This is a genomic window from Sphaerisporangium sp. NPDC049003 (assembly GCF_043197795.1).
Taxonomy (GTDB): Bacteria; Actinomycetota; Actinomycetes; order Streptosporangiales; family Streptosporangiaceae; genus Sphaerisporangium.
Map to the genome: position 1 here is coordinate 1 of NZ_JBICTU010000029.1, position 19,889 is coordinate 19,889.

Below are 19,889 nucleotides of genomic sequence, written 5' to 3' on the forward strand. Positions count from 1 at the left end.
GGGTCATCGTCACTGTCTCGATCGTCCTGTCTAGCTCTGTTTCACATCATGAGGACTCATTCGTCCTATGTCTCACAAGAGTCTGACAGAGAGGGGCCCGGTGCTTCAGGCCGCGATCGTCATGCGCGGCGCCCGAGTCGGTATAGCGCTTGTTCGCGAAGGGCCGTGCCGTCTCCAAAGTGAGCAGGCCCCACCCCTCCCGCGGCAGGTCGCAGTTCTCGCGCTTGAGGCCCGCAGCCTCTTCCGGACGAAGAGCGGCGTAGTACATGCACGCGTACATCGCCCGCATCCGAGCCCCCCGCGTGCGGCCGACACGAGGCGTGGCATCGAGCAGCGCCCGAGCCTGACGAGGATTGACCACCGTCCGGGGGTCAACCGCGTCCACCGCTTCCGGAGGCGTCCACTTGACCCCGTTGAGCGGGTTGACGCCAAACACCTTCTCTTCCGCGGCCAGTTCGAGGAGATGGTGAAAGACCTCTCGCTTACGCAGGACCGTGTTCGCTCCCGCGCGCTCCCCCTTGAAGGTCACGGAGATGGCATCGAGGGCGAGCCGGATCACGCGCGCCTGTTCGAGGTCGGCCAGGGGCAGTGACGCCGTTTCGAGCCAGCGTAGAACCGGGGCTTGCTCGGCTGGCAGCTCTCCGCGCCGCTCGCCCGGAAGCAGGTAGTACTCCCGGAGGACTCGGCGCATGTCGCCATCGTCGGGCCGGCCGGGCAGGTCCTTCACCAGGGCCGGGACCAAGGCCAACAGAGCATAGACGTCGGTCTCCCTCGTTCGGGCCGCTGAGGTCTTCCATCGTTGGGTTATGAACCGATGTGCGAAGGCCAGGAAGGTAGGGCCGTCCCGGTTCGGCTCAGATGCCAGCTTCGACTCGGGTAGTCCGGTGTCGATGTCGAACGCTTCGCCATTCCTGGCAGCCATCCGAAGGTCACGCATGTGGCTGTTGGCGAGTTCCTTGGTCCGGAAGGTCTTCGACGTACGACGGCCGGCGACAGACCAGCGCGCGACATAGGACGGCGTCTTACTGGACTGATTCCGGTAGATCTCGAAGAACTTCACGTCATAGCTGGCGTTCACGCCGCCTCCCGCCGGGACTCAAGCCACACCGTGAAGTCGCTGCGCCAGACGAACAGATCTCCGTTCGGCAGCTTGACGCAGACGGGCGCGCGGCCCAGCTCACGCCAGCGGTAGAACGTCCGGCGAGAGATGCCGCCCAGCTCTTCCAGGACCTGGGACAACGGCATGAGTTCGTCGCGGCGGTTCATGGGCCAACCTCCGCAAGTGCCGACGTAGCAGGCTCTAGCCGCCCCGTCAGGTACGAAGCGAGGACCTGATCCCCTGCGGACAGGCCCTTACCGGCGTACTCCCAATGCGCGATCACGAGGACCGTGTCCTCGTCGAACAAGGGCAGGCGCCCGGTGCTGATCTCCTCGTCGCGCATGTGGTCGACGCGAGCGGCGCGCAGGGCGCCCAGGGTGGTGGAGTAGCGCCGTGACTTGGTGGAGAAGTGGCCGCGGAAGCCGAGCATGTGTGCCCATTGGGCAAGGCGTAGTTCGTTGAGCCGGTCGAGTTGGGCCAGGCGGAAGCACTCGGCGATCAGCCGCCGGGGATGCTCACGCAGGCCCAGGCCGGTCACCTCGTCGGGTGAGTTGATGCGCCGGTCGACGGTGCCGACGCATTCGGCGGCTTTGGTGGCGTACTTGGCGATGTAGCCGGCGACCGCCGGCTCTGTCAGTTCGCCGTGCATGGCGATGGGCCGGACGTCGAGCTGTGCGCCCCAGCGCAGGACGCGGGCAGGCTCACCGGCCAGGGCCGGAACGGGGACGCTGACCGCGCCGGCCGCGTGCTGTACGGCTTGCGCCAGGGCGTCACGATCGGCCCAGGCCGGCGGAGGAGCGTCAGGGCCGCCGGGGCCGTCGAGGCGGATGACGGCGTGGAAGTGGACGACGCCGCGGCGTTGGTACTCGGCGACCTTGGCGAAAGAGATGACCAGATGTTCGCCCAGTTCCTTGACCGTCAGGCCGTGCAGTTTGGCCAGGTGGCGACGCAGGGCGAGGGTGAAGCGGCGCCACAGTTCAGGGGCCAGGGCGTTGAACAGCACGCTCGCGGCGTAGTCGTAGCAGTCCGGGCAGAGCGGTTCGCCGAGGCGGTGTTCCTGGTCGCCGTGCCGGGCGGTGCAGGAGATGACGCGCCCGTGCGGGCACTTGTCGGCGTCGCGCCGGGGGTGGCAGGGCAGGACCTCGCCGCTCTGCTCGCGCCGGGTGTGGACGGGTCCGAAGGAGGGGGCGGTGAGGGTGACGAACAGCGCCGGGTGAGCGCTGACCGAGGCGGGGACGCCTTTGCCGCCGGCCAGGCCCGCGCGGATGAGCTGGTAGGTGTCGGCGCGGTAGATCTCGGCGCAGGCCGGGCAGCGGGAGGCCCGCCGGGTCTTGCACTGCACGCGCAGGACGCCGCCGGGTTCGCGGTTGGTGTTGTAGGTGTGCAGGACGTGGCCGGTCGCGGCGTCGATGTGCCGGACCCGTCCGCGTAGGTGGATGGGTTGGCGGCATCCGCCGGTCGCGCGGATCTGGGCGGCCCACCGGCTGTATTGGGGGTCGTGGAGTCGGGCGATCATCCCGGCTACCGCGTCGGTGTTGCCGAGGTTGGGCATGATGGGGCGTGTCCCTTCCGGGTCTTCACAGGGTTCGGTTCGGGGATGGCCCCCGACGTGGCGCGGAACTTGGCGGTTGTGTGGCCACGCCGGGGGCGCCCGGGGTTGTCAGGCCCCGTGGTTGTCTGCTCCGGTGCCGTCGCAGTCGCGGCAGGTGTCGGCCATGCTGTCGACGCCGGTCCCGCCGCAGGTGGCGCAGCGGTAGCGGATCACGGTGAAGTCGTCGCCCATGCCGCTCCTCAGGCGTCCGGCGCGGGGTCGATGGGGTCGAGGGTGATGGAGTCGTCGTAGCTTCTGAGGGCGGCCCAGCGGGTGTGGCCAGCGGCGAGGATGCCCACGGCCCTGTACTGGGCGATGCCGAAGGTGATCCCGGTGGCGTAGTGGCCCACCGTGAGCGCGTAGGGGTCGACGTCGGAGCCGAGCAGCCGGGCGACGTGGTCGACCTGGGCGCGGATCTCCTCGCCGGTGCCGCGGGGGAAGTAGTGGGCGGTGACGGTGTTGTCGGGGGTGGGGAGGTCGGGGTTGGTGTCGAGGAAATCGGCCAGATCGCGCAGGCCGTTGATGTAGGCCAGGCGGTCGGGGGTGTGCGCCATCGGGGTGTCCTTTCCGGTTTCAGGCGGGGTCGGGGGCGTTGCGGAGCTGTCGCAGTAGGTCGGTGGCGAGTTGGTTGGAGATGCCGAGCCGGGCGCGCAGGGCATCGCGGGTGATGGGCTTGCCGTGTCTGGCGTGGTGTTCGGCGGCCACGCGCCGGGCGTAGTCGAGCAGCCCGCCGGAGGCCGGCTGCGGTTCGTCCTCGCTCACGGTCGACGGCGCGGAGCCGGGGACGAGCGTCGAGGACGGGGCCGGTTGCGGGACGGGGCGCGAGTGCGAGTCGGGGACGGGCGCCGACGCGGGGACGACCCCGGGGGACGGTGCGAGGACGGGGACGGCCCCCGGGGACGAGGGGACAGGCACCGGTACCGAGTCGGGTACGGCCGCCGGGGACGAGGAGGAGCGGTTAAGGACGGCGCGGCGTTCGAGCATGGAGACCGCGACGAGGAAGGCCGCGGCGGGGGTGGCTGCGGTGATCCAGCCCCAGACGGAGGGGTGTGCTTGGGCGAGGTTGGCGGCCAGGGACAGGATGACGCCGCCGGCCAGGACGAGGGTGGGCCAGGAGATCAGGCCGGTGCGGGTGCGGCCGGTTTTCTTGTCGCGCTGGCGTTCGCGGGCGGCCATGACGCAGGTCAGATCCACGCAGACGGCCACGGCCCAGGCCATCCAGCCGGACTGTCCGTGCTGGGTGGCGGTGTCGCGGATGTGGGTGAAGGAGCCCGCACCGGCGATCAGGGCGACCACGGCCACCGGGCCGGAGTCCAGCAGCCACCCGCCCAGCCGGGCGGCACGTCCGCGCGATGCGCTCATCGGTGAAGCCCTCCTTTCAAGCCGCGATCTCGGGCTGAGTGGCGGCGTCTAGCTGGTGGCCCAGGCCGCTCGCCTTGACCTGGTCCCAGGACGGCGCCCGGTCGGCGAAGGCGTGCGCCGCTTGTTCGGCCGCCGTGGTGGAGACGAAGCCAGATCGGGCGCGGCACCAGCGGCCATCGGCGCCGGTGACCACCGCCACCCCGGGCATGCCGGGCGGGACGGACCGGGCGGCGACCAGGGCGTCCGGATCGAGGTCGCCGAGGGTCATCACGGCGGTTTCGGGGTCGTTGACGCGGTGGCAGATGCGTCCGCCGATCTGGGCGCGCAGCGCGGTCACCCCGGGGCCGAGGTCGGAGCCGATGCGCTGCCCGGACAACAGCAGGTGGATACCGAAGGCCCGCCCAAGCTGGGCGATGCGCAGCAGCGCGGTAGCGGTCTTGGTGACCTCGTCCTTTTCGGCCTTGTCGGCGGTCAGGTACAGCTCGGCAAGCTCATCCACCAGGACCACGATGGGGATCGGCCGCAGCGCGTCGGCGAGTTGCCAGATGTCACGGGCGCCGTGCTGACGGCAAGCCAGCATCCGGGCGCCCATGATGCCGATCAGTTCGGCCAGCAGCTTGACCGCATCGGCCCGAGTGGTCACCAGGGCCGACAGCCGCGGCCCGTAGGGGGACAGCTCGACCCCGCCCTTGAGGTCGAACCCGACGATCGCGACCGGTTGCCGGGCGAGCGCCACGATCAGGGCGTTGATCAGGTTGGACTTACCCGATTGGGTGGCGCCGACGTTCATCCAGTGCGGGATGAGCCGGAAGTCCAGCGTCCAGGGACCGCCGGACTCCAGAACGCCGATCACCGGACGCAGCAGGTCAGCCGCCGTCCACCCGCCGTCCGGGTCACCGGTCGGCATGGCGGGCAGGACGTGGGCTAAAGGGTCGCGGGTGGTGGCCTGCAAGGTGACGCGGCCAGGACGGGAGTCGACCACGCGCACCGCTTCGACCCGCCAGGCGTGCGCGAGGCGTTCGCAGACCTTGACGTAGTCGTCGGGGATCTGGCCGTCGAGGAGATGGAAGGTGACGCGCCAGCCGTGCCGGACCGGCCGGGGCAGCTTCATCCAGGGCTTGGTGTCGACCGCGACACGCTGAAAGCGCCGCTTGACCCGGACGACGCCGGTCGAGGCGACCAGGCCGGGGATGGTGGTGAACCACCAGCGGTGACGCTTCTTGGTCAGGCCGCACCCGGTGGCGATGTGCCGCCAGGTCCAGCGCAGCCGTACCGCCTTGAGCGGGAAGCCGACCAGGTACCAGAAGGAGACCGGGGCGAAGCGGCGCCACAGGCGAAGGACGACCAGGACGCCGAGACCGATCAGCAGCGGGCGCGGGATGAGGTCGAGGGGGGACATCAGGCCACCTGCTCGGGCATGCCGGGGGTGGTGCGGACGAAGTCGGTGGCCTTGTAGGCGATGCCCCAGCGCATGACGCCCTGGATGCTCTGCTCCCAGACGTAGCTACCGCCGCGCGTACTGCCTGCTGTACCAGGCCACCGAGCCCGAACTTGGCTTTCGTCTGCCGTTGCCCGGTGAATCACAGAAAGCGGACATCGTGATTTCCGATCTGCCCGCACCCGCCGACCCTGCCGCCGACAACGCCGCGGCCCTGGTCATCGAGGAAGCGTTCACCAAGGTCTCGGTCGACGGCATCGCCGACAGCGGCTCACCGCAGGCAGCGCTCCGCGCCCGCGTGGTCGATGCCTGGCGCCGCCGCCATGCCGGAGGAGACCCCAAGCCGATCCTTGTCCTCGTCGGCGGGTACGCCGGGTCCGGCAAGACGGAGTTCTCCCGGTTCCTGTCCGACATCACCGGTTGGGCGTTCCTGGACAAGGACTCTCTGACCCGGTCCATGGTCGAGCGGCTGCTGATCTCGCTTGGCAGCGACGCCAACGACCGGCACACCGAGTTGTACCTGAAAGAGGTTCGCCCGCTGGAGTACCGGTGCCTGATGGAAACCGCGTGGGACAACCTGAACTGCGGCACCTCGGCGATCCTGTCGGCGCCGTTCATCACCGAGCTGCGCGATGAGGCGTGGTTCGCCCGGTTGGAGAACCGATGCGCCGCCAAAGGCATCGACGTGGCGGCGATCTGGGTTCGCTGTGATCCCGAGTCCATGCGCGAGTACATCGAGTTCCGCGCCGCCGCACGGGATACGTGGAAGCTGGAGAACTGGGAGGAGTACGTTGCCGGCCTGGACGTCGACAACCCGCCGCCCACCGCACACCTGACGGTCGACAACCGGCTAGGGGCGGCGATCAGCCTTGCCGACCAGACCCGCGACGCCCTAAAGCGCATCCTCACGTGACTGCGCCAGCTCACGGCGTCGTGCTGTACGGCCCGCCCACCAGCGGCAAGAGCACCACCACCAACGCGCTTCACCGGCTCGACCCCCGGTTTCGGCTGCTGCGCAAACTGAAGGTCGGCACCGGCCGCGCCGAGGAATACCACCTCGTCACCGCGACCCGCCTGGACGAGCTGCGCCAGGCCGGCCGCACGGTCGCCGAGACCCACCGGTACGGCAACACCTACGCCATCGACCGCGCCGAAATCGACGCCATGACCGGCGCCGGACTGATCCCGGTCGCCCACATCGGCAACATCCCCGATCTGCGGCGCCTCGTCGGCCGAGACCCCTGGTTGCGCGTCCTGCTGTGGGTACCGCGCGAGGTCTGCGAACAACGTTCCCGCCACCGCGGAGACGTCGACACCGCCCAGCGGTTGACCGCATGGGACGAGACCCTGACCGACCTCCAGGCCCACACCGACGACGGCTTCTTTCACCTACGCCTCCACACCGACCGCATCAACCCCGACCAGGCCGCCCGCGAGATAGCCCAGGCGTTCGCCCTTCTCACCTCACAGGCTCCTCACGTGGAGGTGTCCCGCCCGGCAGACGCTCCAGCACCGCCGGCGGGATGAGGTCCAGCCGCCACCAGGTGCCACACCCGCGGCAAGTGGCGCCGCCGGGCACGCTGCCGCCGTAGGGCCACACGTAGGTCCAGCACACCCGCAGGTGGGCACAGTCGGCGACCCCTCGGCAACCGTGCCCACCCGCAGGTGTTCGTTCGCCGAACGCGACGATCACAGCGAGCATCCTGCGATCGAGGAGGAAGGCACGACCGGCGAACGTGTCCCGCGAAGCTCGAAGTACCGGTCAGCGACCCGCCGCGCCGCCGCAGTAGGGTCATCGGCCGGGCTGTAGCGGTAGGTGTAGCGCCCAGTGACCGGCGAGACGCCACCGGCCCACCACAGGTAACAGGGACCGCTCCACACCACCAGCTCGACCCACACCGACACCAACGCCAGGCCGGCGCCCTCGTTCACATCGGCCGCGATCCCATGCACCTCCAACGCGCCACGCAGCCGGTAGGCGGCCCGGATCGCCGGATGCTGCGCTCTGGCCAGCCCAGGAATCAGCACAGCTTCCGCCCCACCCCACCGCAGACCCGCACTCGGTGATCCTCGAAGAACAGCGGCCCGTCAGGCCGCCATAACGGCAGATACACCACGCCCGGATCAACCAGCTCCAGGCCATCGAAGAACTCGGCGATCTCCACCAGCGACCGCAGCACCGCCGGAGCGCTCGCCCCCTCGTAGTCGTAGGCCCCCGTCGTCGGCATAAGGTCCCGGTGCCGCTCCGCATGCGAGACCACCAGGTACGACCCGGGAGCCATCGCGTTGACCAGCGTCGCGACGATCCCATACGGATCGTCCCCGTCCGGGATGAAATGCAGAATGGCGCACAGCAGCACCGCCACCGGCTGGGAGAAATCGATCACACCTCGCACGTGCGGGTCACCGAGAATGGCCCACGGCTCGCGCAGGTCACCGGCCATCACGTGCGTGTTCGGATTGTTAGCCAGCAGCGCCCGCGCATGCCCAAGCACGACCGGGTCATTGTCGACGTACACCACCCGCACCCGCGGGTCTGCCCGCTGAGCCACCTGATGAACGTTCTCCTGCGTCGGCAGCCCGGTCCCGATGTCGAGGAACTGCCGGACACCGCACTCGCCGGCGAGGTACCGCACCGTCCGCCCGAGGAAATCCCGGTTCGCCTGCGCCATGAACGGCACATGCGGAGCCTGCCGGATCACCTCCTCGGCACGCTCCCGGTCAACCGCGAAGTTGTCCTTGCCACCCAAGAAGTAGTCATACATCCGCGCCACGCTGGGCGTACTCAAATCCAGGCGGCCCGGAACCTCTCGCTGCGCCCCCTGCACGGGGGTCCGCTCCGGTGCTTCCATGCGGGAATCATAAGCATGCCTGCCTACTCCTGACTACCCCTGACGATCGGTACGCCCCGTAACGTCTCGTGACCCGCCCCTACCGCTCGCTTCCTATCGTCAGAGTGTGATCGACTTCCGGCCTGATCAGCCCAAGTCAGAGCAAGTACTCGCCGAGATGCGACGCCGCATCAAAGCCGGCGTCTATAAGCCGGGCTACCCCGTCCCCGGCGAACCGCGCATGGCCGAAGAGTTCGGCATCGCACGCCGAACAGCCCGCAAGGTGATCAACGCGCTCTTGGACGAGGGCCTGATCTATACAGTCAAGAACATCGGCACTTTCGCTGCTGACCCAGCAACCGGAAGGCCACCCGAGCAGATCACCAGGCAAGACGACCCAGACGAAGACGACGAGCCCTCAGCACAAGCCCAGTGAACCAGCGGCCAGCTCAGACAGCCAAAGCGCCCCAGGACCAGGCCGCCAACGACACTCGATGAGGACTTTCTCCACGTCCTTAAAGGCGGCCCGCTGCGCGGCCCGCCGGGCACGCCGGTCGGTCTGCGTGCCCGGCTGCGGCTCTTCGGCCGGTCCGGGCACGCACCGCCCCACGCGCCCGAGAGGCGGCCAGAATTAGCCACTTAACGCCGTGACGATCGCTCACTTCGGTTCTCGTGATTTGGGGTTAGGGCGATCGGCTGCCGCGGCCCTCCTTCGTCGGGCCTTGCCATCGGATGACCCGCGTGGTCGCGGGGCGGTGAGTGGGGATCATTGCAAGCGGGTCGAGAAGCAGGCCACGGGGGCTTAGGCTACTCGCGAAGCCCGGGGAGAAGGGGTGGTCTTGCTCGCCGCTATCGCGTGGAGGGGACGTCATGAAGTTCCGGCGGAGGAATCTCGAAGACCTGGCCGATCTCATTTGTGGAAATCTAGGTTCTTACGAGCCGGACTCTGACAAGCCAAAGTATTTTTTGTATCGGTCAAGTTCGTATATAACGAGGTTTTTCGCAGAACTCGACACCGACTACGAACACGACGGATCCACTCGGCATCGCTGGGTCGCTGACGTGTTAGAAAAGATGCTGGCCGAGCCTCACGAGGGGCCGACACATCCACCCGAGATTTTCTGTCGGCTCATCGACCATTTGATGGCCCCTGCCGATGCGCTGAACGAAAACCCCGACCGGCCTAGAGCGCTGGAACAACTCAATACCGTTCTGGCCCGGGAAGGGTTCGAGGCGTTCTACGCCGACGATAAACACTGCTACCTACGCCATGTTGGCACCGGCACCGTGTCCAACCCCGCCGCGAACCCGCATCGCCCCCTCAGCCCGGCAGAGGTTGAACGTCGCGCGAAACTCGCCGCTTACCTCGACGAGTGCAGCGAAGACGAACTGATAGAAGACGTTCTTCTACCGTTGTTCCGGCAGCTCGGTTACCACCGTATCACCGCCGCCGGTCACAAAGATAAGGCGCTAGAGTATGGCAAAGACATTTGGATGCGCTACACGCTCCCCACGCAGCACTTCCTGTATTTCGGTATTCAGGCCAAGCGCGGGAAACTCGACTCCTCCGGTGTCACCCGCGCCGGTAACGCCAACATCGCCGAGATACACAACCAAGCGCTGATGATGCTCGCCCACGAGATTTTCGACCCGGAAACCAATCGGCGCGTGCTGGTCGATCACGCTTTCATCGTCGCGGGTGGCGAGATCACTAAAGCCGCTCGTAACTGGCTCGGGAACGCGCTAGATGCCTCCCGGCGAAGTCAGATCATATTCATGGACCGCGACGACATCCTGAATCTCTACATCGTCAGCAACCTGCCTCTACCCGCCGCCGCCCTACCTTCCCGGGCCGACCCCTGGGCAACAGCTAGCGACGAACCCCCCTTCTAGCCAGCATGGATATCTCAGCTACGGTAGCGGGCGTGCGGTCACTAGGCTTGGCTGACCCTGGTTCGACCAAGTCATATATCACCAGCTCAAACACGCACTCAGCGGCTGGAGCAGCACCACAGTTCGTACCCTACACACCACCGTTCTGTAGCAGAGCAGCACGCACGACCCTCCCGCCCCAGGCAAGCGCGTGCCTCAGTCGGGCAACGGCCCACCGGGTCACAAGGCCACCAGCGCTACACAACCGGGCCCGCCCGAGCAGGCCAAAACAAGCTGAGTGAATGACACTCGGGGGTCGCGAAGATCTTGCTAACACTGGTGCTAACAGCGCCGGCGGATGTCGGTAGACACCAGGCGAAAACGATCAAGTAAAGATGCACCCTGAGCAGGCACGGGGCCATCGGGAGACGGTCCTCGGACTACGGGGCTGCGCCGGTAGGGGCAACCAGTTTCCGTGAAAGGTCACCGGGAGCCTGGAACACGCGAAGCCGCAGTTGACAGAACCCGGGCGGCAGTCCCGGAATTGGCAGCCATCGTGAGCAGGGAGTCTAGCGGCGCGATTTGCAACGTGGTCTTCCCGATGCCGGAAGCTTTGGGCCTGAACGGTTGTACTGACATGCACGTCGTCACGTCCCTGACCACCTCGGTGCGAACTCTGGTGGCGGATGTCAGCTTCAACCATCGGATGCCAACAGGTGCTGTCTCGTGCAACGAAGGTGTCCGCCCGGTGATCTGCACGATGGCTCAAGTTTGGCGGTTCTGTTAGTTTTCTGCTGACTGTGACCGCCATGTGGTCGCGCCTTAAGGCTGAACGAGGTGGCGTGAGGCGTATTGGAGAAGCTCTCTAAAAGCAAAAGCGACGCCGAAGCGTCGCCTTTAGTTGATCGCAACTTAGGGGGTAGAAACCAGTTCTGGAGGAGCGGCGTCTAAGCCTGCAAACTTTGCTCGAACACGTTGCTGACTGTCCGATACTTGGTTCATCGTGTCATTGATGAACTGTTCGACTGTTCGCACCAGCCCACCTTTTACTAGGCTGCGAGTCCAGTTTGCGATGATTCGATCGTCTCTTGCCAGCACTAGAACAGCTTCCCGACCTCGGAACAACGTCTCCACGAAGCTGCGAAGCTCATCGGCAGATGGGAAGGTCACATCTGCCAGCTGATCCTCATCACTGACACTCACACAAGTGTAGGCCCAGGCGGATAGCCCTTTGGCAGTCTCTAAGACTTGCGTAAACATTACGAGATCGCTGCACACGCGGAAGGTGCCCACCAACGGAATCTCGTACTCATGCCAAACATCCAAGTCGCCAGCATCGGGCCTAGGCCGCCAGGGGGGTTGACCGCGCTTGATCAGAGAGTCCAGATTCATCCGTCTCACCTCCCGCTACTCATACCCATTGAAGCACTTCTCGAAACTTTGCGATATATCGTCAGGCCAGGGGATCGCCTGATGGTTGAGAGGATCTCCGTCCGGCCAGATGACAGAGACATGCTCCAGACGCGCTCCGCATCCGTTCTGCACCTTCTTGGGAGTATGAAGTACAGCAAAACCTGCGTCGCGAATCTTACCAGCAGTCGTGTACCTTACAGCGGCCAGGCCAGGGTCTCCAGCACTTATTAAGATCCCTCGATACCCACTGGCCTCCTCGACCGTCAATTGACCAGTGAGAAGTGACAGATCTCGCTCACGCTCGTACCTAGGGTGACAAGGGTAACTATTTCGGTCGAGGGTGTGCTGAGTGAGCACCATCTCATCTGAGATGCAGAGTTGAGGCGACGACGTCACCTGGCAAGCTCTGTTGCGTATGTAGGAGGTGCTGGGCTGGCTACGCATGTCAGCGACGCTATAGGCAGCGTATGAAGTTATGTCAGGAAAAGGTTACAGATGTAGCCAAATCGTGCCTTGACCAGGGGATATTTGCCTCGAATCCAAACAGAAGCACCTAAAGCACCTAAAGCTTCTCACAGCACCAACCCCCTTCCTCTTTCATCCACTATGTAGCATTGAGCCTTAAAGCCGACATCGAGCAACAAAGTCACGTACTGTTATCAATATGTAACGTAAGCCGAGTGGTTTATCCCTACATATACCTGCATGGGCATTTTTGAGTGCTGGTGCTAGCCATCCATGGGGCGGGGTCTTGTAGTCACCTGCCTTGCCTCGGCGTCTGCCGTGCGCTCCGAGTCATGATGTCTAGCCTCGGCTCTATCGTCGGTGTCCGTCCACCCCGATTCACCCCCTCGAAGGGCCGATCGGGTACCCGCGATCTCAGACGCGCAGCCTCGGAGGATCAGTTCGTGCAACGGCTCGCCCTCTTCGACCTGGATAACACCCTAGTAAACCTTGACGAGGCGTTCCGGGTATGGGTTGAGGAGTTCGCCGACGAGCATGCCTTAGGAGCCGAAGCGGTTGACTGGTTGGTCGCTCTCGACCGGGAGGGCGTTCCACACCGTGAGGTGTTCTTCGCCAAGGTCCGTGAGCACTTCACGCTGCCTGAGCCGATCGAGGAACTGTGGCGCCGCTACCGAAGGCGCATGCCGGATCTCGTGCGCTGTCGGCCCAAAGTCCTGCACGGCCTGGCTCAGCTACGGGCGAGCGGGTGGCGCGTTGCGATCGTGACTAATGGGACGGCGGACAACCAGCTCGGGAAGATTCAGCAGACCGGGTTGGCCGAGGCGGTAGACGCCTACGCGCTGTCGGGAGCCGAAGGCATCCGAAAACCCGACGTCGCTCTGTTCGAGATCGCAGCCAAGCGCTGCGGTATGACCCTCGCCGGGGGCGGTTGGGTAATCGGTGACAACCTCACCGCCGACATCGCCGGCGGACGCGCCGCGGGTCTCCGGACCATCTGGATCGACGGAGGAACTTGGCCCGGTGTCGACCACCAGGCCGACCATGTGGTCACGGATGTACTCCAGGCCATTGAAATTTTGCAGGCGAGGGGGGATGACGACAGCTCGGTATGGCAGCGGTGACAGCAACGTCGGCCACCAGGGCATGCGGAGCAGCCGTCGGCGAGACGTCCAATATGCGGGCAATGATCAAGAGGCGGGACGATAGCCACAGGGACGTTTCGGCAGGTCAGAAGGAGATGCCGCAGTGAGAGACACTGCTCTCCTAAAGCGGGTGCCGCAGGTTCGAATCCTGCCGGGGGCACCTAGTTGACCTTGTGATTCGGCATCTGACCAGGGAGTTTCCCCTGGTGCAGCTCCCGCCCATATGCAGCCGTAGGCCACCGAAAGCAGCCGTGAATCGCTGTTCACGGAATATGCACGGGATGATCTTGTGTGAGCTTGTCCAGGTCAAACCGGCGATGAGGCGCATCGAGCGGCCACGAGAGGCCGCGGCCCTGCCATCCGATTCGTGATCGTCTTGCCTTGACGCCCGCTACCTTTTCACTGGCATGAGTGACGAGCAGAACGAGGGTGACGATGGTCAAGTCAGTCACACTGAGGTCGCTTGGTTGGACGAGGGCGGTGCCCTGGGAGAAGCGTGGAGCCTGACGTTTGTCCGGGGTATCGACGAGGTCGAGGTACTTCGGCGACTAGACGCGTGCCGGCGCGGAACCATACGAATATCGACGCCCGCACCAAGCGCGGGTTTTACTACTCTGGCATGCCGTGGAGGCCCGTTCGGCGGTTATCAGGTAAACACCTCGAACGGCAAAGAAGACATATGTTGTTCTCGCCTGAAAGGCACCTTCTGCGGGGCCACCGCGCTACTCCTCCGTTTCCGGTCGTCCCATTCCTGCCGTTACCGCCCGTTCCGGCGCCTGCCGCGCGCTCTGGCCGGCTGGCCCGCCCGGCCGGCCGGCCTCGCGGCGGGCGTGAATAAGCTGGATCAGGAGGTGAGGCCGTGATGGCTGAGCGATCTCAGGACGCCGCGTTCTCCTCCTCGGAGCGGGCGGCCATGCGAGACCTTCTCGCCGCCGACCGCGAGCGCACCATGTCGCGCGTCGCCTCGCTGACGCGCGACTGGAACGACATCGTCGAATCCTCGGCCCTGGTGGCCACCGACGACGAGCACGACCCCGAGGGGTCCTCCACCGCCTTCGAGCGAGCCCACATCCAATCCCTGCTCGACCAGGCGGCGACCCACCTCACCGACCTCGACCAGGCCCTCGTACGCCTGCGCGACGGCACGTACGGGCTGTGCGAGGTCTGCGGCCGCCCCATCGCCCTCGAACGCCTGAAGGCCCGCCCCGCCGCCACCACCTGCATCGCCTGCGCCAGCACCAGTCGCTGACCTGGGCCCGCGATGGCAAGGGACCGTAGCCGTCGCTCAGGCCGGGCCGAGGCCGGCATCGTGGACGAGGATGGCGTCCTGGACGCGGTTGGTGAGGTCCAGCTTGGCCAGCACCCGGCTGACCTCCCCTACCCCAAGGTCAAGTCGTGGAAGTGAGCACGCGGAGGGCCTTATGAAGGCGGCGCTGCGTATATATCCGACTGTGGCACAATGTCGCGATGCGTTTCCATGCCGACCTTCATATGCATTCAAAGTACTCGCGAGCCTGTAGCAAGGACAGCGACCTGAAGCATCTGACCTGGTGGGCACTGGGCAAAGGCGTCACGTTGTTGGGCACCGGCGACTTCACGCATCCGGCCTGGTTCGAGCAGCTCCGCGAGAACCTCGTCCCGGCCGAGCCTGGGCTGTTCCGGTTGGGTGCGGAGCTTGATCGGGACATCTCCCGTACGCTGCGGGGCAGCCTGGCCGCCGCGCAGGTGCGGTTCATGCTTTCTGTGGAAATATCAACTGAGCATTTTTCATCCTGCTTCGCGTAGCTGAAGGACGAGGATGGCTTTGACTAGCTGACCTGCGCGAAGGGGGCAACAGCGTAGTTTGCGCAGGATCCTCCAGCTCTTCAACTGCGCATTCGCTCGCTCACCAGGTCCACGCAGCTTGGCGTGAGCGGAGTTGGCGTTCTTCTGGGATGCCGGTTTGCCCCGTCCCTTGTACGGCACCAGGACGCGCTTACCTGCGCCGATATACGCCTTATCGGCCAGGATGATCAGACCGGCGGCCTCCAGTCGGCGGATGATGCCCCAGATGCGGGCCGCTCGCAGGTCGTGCACCGATCCGGGCAGTGAACCGGATGTCCATAAGGGTGTGCCGTCTGGGGCGCTTATGACCTGGATGTTCATGCCGCTACTTCTCGATACTCGACGCGCTGCGCACCGGAAACGGGCACGCCGGGACGATCGAGTTCTTTCCCGAGGAGGGGAAGTACCACGTCGACGGGCACCGCAGGTGCGGCGTCCGGATGGACCTGTGCCGCTCGAAATTAGAGTCGGGTCTTTGACCTGGGAGTTTGTCGGTTGATCTATGCGGCCTCGTACTCGTTGATGAGGCCGCCGAGTACAGGTCTTCGTTTGATCCGCCGGTCGGTCAGGTCGACGATGGGCGTGGGCTCGTCGGGTCCGCGTCTGGATGCCGCCAGGTTGCGGGCCTGCTGAGCCACCCACGGACCTGTCGGAGTCGCCGTTACGCCGGCGACGTGCAGCTTCCTGGTTCGGTGCTCCATGAAGACCAGGACATATAGGCGTTACAGCAGCACCGTATCGACGTGCAGGAAATCGCAGGAGATGATCCGGTGGGCCTGGGCGGACAGAAACTCACCCCAGGTCGGGCCGTGCCGCCGGGGGCGTCGAGACCGCACCCGACTGGCGCGAAAACCTCGCAGGACGCCTCATGGAGCGCACACCGGTAGCTTCGGGTTGTCGTTGGTGCGCACGCCGGGGAGCCAGGCGTGACTGTTCGGCACATCGTCGAGCCGGACCCGGAACCAGCGGGTCGTGCCGACGCCCGTCTCATCCTCGACCCGTTCGCCGTCGTAGAGGACGCAGTCGGCGCTCAGGACGTCGCCGTGCCACACGCGATGGGACACCACGTTGTCGAACTCGTACGTCAGTCGGGGATCGACGGCCAGCCCCAGGCTGCACGCGGGCACCCGCCCGGGCCGGGTGCTGCAGTCGCCTTCGACGTTGAAGACCCGGATCGGGACGGCCGCGTGAGGGGTCTCGTCCGGCCTGCTCCGCAGCGCGAGAACTCCGGCGACCCCGGCCGCCACCAGCAGCACGGCCGCGACCACCACGACGGCGATGACCCGCGTACGCGGCGGCCGGGACACGGACGCCTCCTCGCCGCCCTCAGTTGGCGCCAGCAGGGGCATGGAACGGGTGATGTCGACGACCGCCCAGAGTTTGCGTAGCTCGCGTAACTCCTCGTCGCTCGCCCCGCACGCGCGGGCAAAAGCGTGGACCGTTTCATAACTCGCTGGGAAACTGGCCCCTGAATAGTACCGGTGCAGGCTGGACCGGCTTATTCCGCTGCGCCGTGCGAGCGATTCGAAACTGCTTCCCGAACGGTCCTTGAGCACACGGAGCCTGGCCGTCAAACGCTCGGCCTCAGCTGGGGTCTTCATCGCGTTTCCTTCCGGTGCGAGGACAGGCCGCGGACCGGCCATCCCGCCGAGCGGCGCGTGTCCCGCCCGCGTCCCGGCAGGACGGCACATTCGCAGCTCATGGTGGATGGAGATGTCCCAGCATCCCATCCCGCAGCCTTCTCTTGCTAGAGGCCGACATCGGATGCGAGCATCCTGCCTGTGCCCCGGCATGACAGCCGGGAAATGCGTCCTGAAAATCCCTGCGGCTCCATGGCCCGGCGAAAGTCAGACACGCGGCGGAGAGGCCGGCCAACCCGCCGGCACCCCGGCCCGACACGAATCCGAATTCATCGCACGTGAATTCACCCCTCCCGAAGGAGAACGATGAAATCCATCCGTAGGCTCGTCTCCGCTTCCCTGGCCACGGCGCTGGTCACCGGCGCCCTGACCGCCGCCCTGTCCTCTCCCGCGAGCGCCGACGCGGCCAACTGCACCAACGGCGCGAACGGGTTCACCAATATCCCCTACAACAAGACCGGCACGCCCGTGAGCGGGAAGACCGCCGATCTCGGTGGCAGCAGGCGCGTGGAGTTGCACAAGGGGATCATCAACGGTGTCGAGCACGGATGGGCCATCATCATGGGCGCCACCCAGGCCGGCGACCTGGTCTGGATGGACTGGACCTCGACCTACGCCAACGGTTGGGTGCAGTGCGGCCCGTTCACCGTGCAAGGCAACAGCTCAGTCAACACGAGCGCGGCCAAGAACACGAGCCCGGCGGCCGGCTACTGGTTCCGCGCCTGCGGCAGGAGGGTGGGCGGGCCATCGGTATGCGGCGACTGGTGGTAGCCGCCTCGTCATGACGGCCACGGCGGCCGGGGACGCATGGGGGCTGTGGGCCATACTGCTGGCGTGGTCGTCGCGGGCGCTACGAGCCGACCGCCTGGTCCAAGATGATCGACATCGACCGGTCAGCTGAGGCCAACGCGATCGAGCATCTTCTGGAGGAAGCGACCGCGGCCGTCCCTGCTGTGGCGTTCTATCTGCTTTCCAATTTCGAGGCCTCGGGTCCGCGCAGCGAGTCCCCAAATAGGCCTGCGTAACGATGGCTACTGTTTGTGTTCGCAGAAAGACGTAAGGGCCCCGGCATCGCCGGGGCCTCTCCAGGAAACTCTTTGGATCACTAGGCCAGAGCGACCATGATCTTCACGTTGGCCTGCAAACCCTGTCCCTCGACGCACTTGGCATACACCCGCTGGAGCACTTCAACACTGTGACGATGACGAAGCGCGACCTGGAGGCCGGGGGGCCTCGGCTGATCGACCGAAGCGGCGGCACATCTTCCGCTCTTGCAGGCAGTGGTACAGGCAGCCGAGCATTCGGTTGAAGGTGTTACGCAGCGCCGCTGGAATGCCGATCACCGTCGGCCCGCCGGCGGTCGTAGTGCGCTCGGGGACCCGGGGCACGCAAGGCGGCGAAGGCCCAGACGTAGCCGGCCGCGGCCGAGCGCTGGTTCTTCACCTTGCGATGGTTGACAACCAGGCTCTTGCCGGAGGCGCGGGTGATGGGTGCCGAGCCGGCATAAGCCTTCAGGGCGCGGGCGTCGGCGAAGCGGGGGCGGTCGTCGCCGAGTTCGGCGAGCACGCGGGCGCCGGTGAGGTCGGCCAGGCCGGGAAGCTGGTGATGATGGCGGCGTCAGGGTGCTGGTGGAAGGCCTCGCTGGTGGCTTCGGCAAGGGCGTCGGCGGGTGGTGAGGTTGGCGGCCGCGCCCGGCGTGGGCGCCGCTGGGAGTACGGCGCGGGCCTCGCGGGAGGTCAGGCCGATGTTCTTGACGTGGAAGTCCTTCAGCGCTGAGGGGAAATACTCCCGCAGCAGGGAGCGGAGCTGGTTGGCCGGCTGCTGGCGGTTCCATACCGCGTCCTGCTGGGCGCGGGCCAGCACGGCGATCGCCTGGACCAGCTCGGAGTCCTGTGGCAGTGGCCGGTGGTGGGCGGCGTCGACGCGCAGGATGTCGGCCAGGGTCATGGCGTCGCGTGGTCGGACTTGGCTCGTGCGACGGTGTGGCGTTCGCGGTAGCGAGCCACGGCCAGCGGGTTGATCGCATACACCTTTCGGCCGGTGGCGCGCAGGCAGGACACCAGCAGGCCACGGCCGGTTTCGATCGCGACCGGGATCGGGTTGTCGGCGTCGTCACCGTGTTCGGCCAGCAGCTCGACCAGGACCCGCCACCCGTGGGCGTCGTCGCTGATCCGCCGTTTGGCCAGCAGCTTGCCGCCCTCGTCGACCAGGGCGACGTCGTGATGCTTCTCCGCCCAATCGATGCCGCACGTCACCGTCACCGGCGCCTCCTTCGGGTGTTGTTTGAGCAGGTGAGCCGCGCAGGGGCACGCCACGCCCCAATGAGAGAGCTCGACGGCTCGACATCCGATCAGCAGTTCGTGGCCCCAGCCGGCCGCAGGCCCGCACGCTGCGCAAGGGCTCGAAGGCCCTGGTAGATACGAGCGGTGTTTCCTGCGGCTGGCTCATGCCACGATCTTGGCGAAAAGGTACGACTGGTGGGTGGTGATCGAAAGGGACCGAGGCGCACGGCCTTAGCAGAGGGCTCCAGGCCCGGTATCGACACAGGCGTTCACTCGGTCCCCGTCGACCGCCACCCGCCAGGCCTCGCCCCCGTCAGCACGGCCTGCGGTGAGGAGTCAAGCTCCGGTTCGAATCGAGGCTTCAGGGACCAGTACCCGAGTAGGCGAACTCGGGGTCGTACGGAGTCATTAGGTTCGAATCCTGCCGGGGGCACTCTCCGATCAGCCAAAATAGGCATCTGCCTGTTCACGTACAGGGAGATGGTGTGCGGGTGATCAAGCCCTGCGCCTGGGGCGGGTGGGATCCATGTGACAACAGACGGCCACTTCGTAATCCTTCGATTCGCTCATATCAACATGAAGGGGACGAGTGGCCGTCAATGACATCGTGCCTGTTGCCGGGAAGTACTTGGAAGACCGTCTGGATCGACGCCGTTGACCCAGACGGTGCGCGAGGGCGGCCGGACGGTGAATGTGCACGCCTTGGTCGCCACCGCTGTCAAACGCCGACGGTCACCGGGAGATCCTCGGCCTGGAGGTGGTGTCGTCCAAGGACGGGCCGGCAGGCTGGCGCCTCACCGAGTGCCGCAAGAAGACAGACTCGGCGAATAGGACAAACGATGCTAAAGCGAACATTGAGGCTATTGCCTCCTAATAGTCCCCGGATTGCGAGTGGCCTTCTCAAACACCGCCTCCCCGGACGCGGCCCGA

At 65.9% G+C, this 19,889-nt stretch carries 22 protein-coding genes and 2 pseudogenes; 9 read left to right on the plus strand and 15 right to left on the minus strand.

Annotated elements, in window-relative coordinates:
- Window positions 1-46 precede the first annotated feature (46 nt).
- The 7 genes from ACGFIV_RS28380 to ACGFIV_RS28410 all read right to left on the minus strand — a co-directional run bounded on the left by ACGFIV_RS28380 (window position 47) and on the right by ACGFIV_RS28410 (window position 5,451).
- Window positions 47-1,078, minus strand: a complete 1,032-nt coding sequence (locus tag ACGFIV_RS28380; protein WP_392838192.1) for a site-specific integrase — start codon at window positions 1,076-1,078, stop codon at window positions 47-49.
- On the minus strand, window positions 1,075-1,266 hold the full coding sequence (locus ACGFIV_RS28385; protein ID WP_358554870.1) for an excisionase: 192 nt from the start codon (window positions 1,264-1,266) through the stop codon (window positions 1,075-1,077). Before ACGFIV_RS28385 ends, ACGFIV_RS28380 begins: the two co-directional genes overlap by 4 nt.
- Window positions 1,263-2,651, minus strand: a complete 1,389-nt coding sequence (locus tag ACGFIV_RS28390; RefSeq protein ID WP_358554867.1) for a replication initiator — start codon at window positions 2,649-2,651, stop codon at window positions 1,263-1,265. The genes ACGFIV_RS28385 and ACGFIV_RS28390 overlap by 4 nt, the downstream gene beginning before the upstream one ends.
- A gap of 108 nt (window positions 2,652-2,759) precedes the next feature.
- Entirely contained in the window at window positions 2,760-2,882 is a 123-nt protein-coding gene (locus ACGFIV_RS28395; protein ID WP_358554864.1) for a hypothetical protein, read from the minus strand.
- Between the two features lie 8 nt (window positions 2,883-2,890).
- Window positions 2,891-3,244: a hypothetical protein gene (locus ACGFIV_RS28400; protein WP_358554861.1), complete on the minus strand. Its 354-nt coding sequence runs from the start codon at window positions 3,242-3,244 to the stop codon at window positions 2,891-2,893.
- A gap of 19 nt (window positions 3,245-3,263) precedes the next feature.
- Window positions 3,264-4,052 (minus strand): DUF2637 domain-containing protein, encoded by a 789-nt coding sequence (locus ACGFIV_RS28405; RefSeq protein ID WP_392838193.1) that lies wholly within the window; start codon window positions 4,050-4,052, stop codon window positions 3,264-3,266.
- A gap of 16 nt (window positions 4,053-4,068) precedes the next feature.
- Complete coding sequence (locus ACGFIV_RS28410) at window positions 4,069-5,451, minus strand: FtsK/SpoIIIE domain-containing protein (RefSeq protein ID WP_358554855.1); 1,383 nt, start codon at window positions 5,449-5,451, stop codon at window positions 4,069-4,071.
- A gap of 199 nt (window positions 5,452-5,650) precedes the next feature.
- Here ACGFIV_RS28410 and ACGFIV_RS28415 point away from each other — a divergent pair, with 199 nt between their 5' ends.
- Complete coding sequence (locus tag ACGFIV_RS28415; RefSeq protein WP_358554849.1) at window positions 5,651-6,403, plus strand: AAA family ATPase; 753 nt, start codon at window positions 5,651-5,653, stop codon at window positions 6,401-6,403.
- Entirely contained in the window at window positions 6,400-7,017 is a 618-nt protein-coding gene (locus tag ACGFIV_RS28420) for a guanylate kinase (protein ID WP_358554846.1), read from the plus strand. The genes ACGFIV_RS28415 and ACGFIV_RS28420 overlap by 4 nt, the downstream gene beginning before the upstream one ends.
- A 162-nt stretch (window positions 7,018-7,179) precedes the next feature.
- Here ACGFIV_RS28420 and ACGFIV_RS28425 read toward each other — a convergent pair whose 3' ends face one another.
- Window positions 7,180-7,518 (minus strand): hypothetical protein, encoded by a 339-nt coding sequence (locus ACGFIV_RS28425; RefSeq protein ID WP_358554843.1) that lies wholly within the window; start codon window positions 7,516-7,518, stop codon window positions 7,180-7,182.
- On the minus strand, window positions 7,512-8,342 hold the full coding sequence (locus tag ACGFIV_RS28430) for an SAM-dependent methyltransferase (RefSeq protein WP_358554840.1): 831 nt from the start codon (window positions 8,340-8,342) through the stop codon (window positions 7,512-7,514). The genes ACGFIV_RS28425 and ACGFIV_RS28430 overlap by 7 nt, the downstream gene beginning before the upstream one ends.
- 106 nt (window positions 8,343-8,448) lie before the next feature.
- Here ACGFIV_RS28430 and ACGFIV_RS28435 point away from each other — a divergent pair, with 106 nt between their 5' ends.
- Together ACGFIV_RS28435 and ACGFIV_RS28440 are read left to right on the plus strand one after the other, a co-directional pair.
- On the plus strand, window positions 8,449-8,757 hold the full coding sequence (locus ACGFIV_RS28435) for a GntR family transcriptional regulator (protein ID WP_358554837.1): 309 nt from the start codon (window positions 8,449-8,451) through the stop codon (window positions 8,755-8,757).
- A 434-nt stretch (window positions 8,758-9,191) separates the two neighbouring features.
- Window positions 9,192-10,214 (plus strand): hypothetical protein, encoded by a 1,023-nt coding sequence (locus ACGFIV_RS28440; RefSeq protein ID WP_358554834.1) that lies wholly within the window; start codon window positions 9,192-9,194, stop codon window positions 10,212-10,214.
- A gap of 891 nt (window positions 10,215-11,105) precedes the next feature.
- On the opposite strand, the gene ACGFIV_RS28445 is transcribed toward ACGFIV_RS28440, so the two are convergent.
- Window positions 11,106-11,585 carry a hypothetical protein gene (locus ACGFIV_RS28445; RefSeq protein WP_392838194.1) on the minus strand — a complete coding sequence of 160 codons (480 nt, stop codon included), beginning with the start codon at window positions 11,583-11,585 and terminating at the stop codon, window positions 11,106-11,108.
- 929 nt (window positions 11,586-12,514) lie between these two features.
- Between ACGFIV_RS28445 and ACGFIV_RS28450 the strand changes: the two genes are divergently transcribed.
- Window positions 12,515-13,192: an HAD family hydrolase gene (locus ACGFIV_RS28450; RefSeq protein WP_358554828.1), complete on the plus strand. Its 678-nt coding sequence runs from the start codon at window positions 12,515-12,517 to the stop codon at window positions 13,190-13,192.
- Between the two features lie 284 nt (window positions 13,193-13,476).
- On the opposite strand, the gene ACGFIV_RS28455 is transcribed toward ACGFIV_RS28450, so the two are convergent.
- The gene (locus ACGFIV_RS28455; protein ID WP_358554825.1) at window positions 13,477-13,656 is read right to left on the minus strand and encodes a hypothetical protein; all 180 of its coding nucleotides are present in this window, start codon (window positions 13,654-13,656) and stop codon (window positions 13,477-13,479) included.
- A gap of 419 nt (window positions 13,657-14,075) precedes the next feature.
- Here ACGFIV_RS28455 and ACGFIV_RS28460 point away from each other — a divergent pair, with 419 nt between their 5' ends.
- The 3 genes from ACGFIV_RS28460 (at window position 14,076) to ACGFIV_RS28470 (ending at window position 14,998) form a co-directional block, all read left to right on the plus strand.
- On the plus strand, window positions 14,076-14,462 hold the full coding sequence (locus tag ACGFIV_RS28460; protein ID WP_358554822.1) for a TraR/DksA C4-type zinc finger protein: 387 nt from the start codon (window positions 14,076-14,078) through the stop codon (window positions 14,460-14,462).
- A gap of 12 nt (window positions 14,463-14,474) precedes the next feature.
- On the plus strand, window positions 14,475-14,618 hold the full coding sequence (locus ACGFIV_RS28465; RefSeq protein WP_392838195.1) for a hypothetical protein: 144 nt from the start codon (window positions 14,475-14,477) through the stop codon (window positions 14,616-14,618).
- A gap of 62 nt (window positions 14,619-14,680) precedes the next feature.
- On the plus strand, window positions 14,681-14,998 hold the full coding sequence (locus ACGFIV_RS28470; protein ID WP_392838196.1) for a hypothetical protein: 318 nt from the start codon (window positions 14,681-14,683) through the stop codon (window positions 14,996-14,998).
- Here ACGFIV_RS28470 and ACGFIV_RS28475 read toward each other — a convergent pair.
- The 3 genes and pseudogenes from ACGFIV_RS28475 to ACGFIV_RS28485 form a co-directional block, all read right to left on the minus strand.
- Window positions 14,981-15,361, minus strand: a pseudogene (locus ACGFIV_RS28475) (transposase family protein); the annotation flags it as partial. The gene ACGFIV_RS28470 and the pseudogene ACGFIV_RS28475 sit on opposite strands and share 18 nt — an antisense overlap.
- A 176-nt stretch (window positions 15,362-15,537) precedes the next feature.
- A complete protein-coding gene (locus ACGFIV_RS28480) occupies window positions 15,538-15,738 on the minus strand; it encodes a hypothetical protein (RefSeq protein WP_358554879.1) in 201 nt (66 codons plus the stop codon).
- Window positions 15,739-15,903: 165 nt separating this feature from the next.
- Window positions 15,904-16,638 carry a helix-turn-helix domain-containing protein gene (locus ACGFIV_RS28485; protein ID WP_392838197.1) on the minus strand — a complete coding sequence of 245 codons (735 nt, stop codon included), beginning with the start codon at window positions 16,636-16,638 and terminating at the stop codon, window positions 15,904-15,906.
- Window positions 16,639-16,983: 345 nt separating this feature from the next.
- Here ACGFIV_RS28485 and ACGFIV_RS28490 point away from each other — a divergent pair, with 345 nt between their 5' ends.
- Window positions 16,984-17,448, plus strand: coding sequence for a hypothetical protein (locus ACGFIV_RS28490; RefSeq protein WP_358554810.1), 465 nt, complete (start codon window positions 16,984-16,986; stop codon window positions 17,446-17,448).
- 416 nt (window positions 17,449-17,864) lie between these two features.
- Here ACGFIV_RS28490 and ACGFIV_RS28495 read toward each other — a convergent pair.
- Window positions 17,865-18,968: pseudogene (locus ACGFIV_RS28495) on the minus strand (IS110 family transposase).
- Window positions 18,969-19,889: the final 921 nt, after the last annotated feature.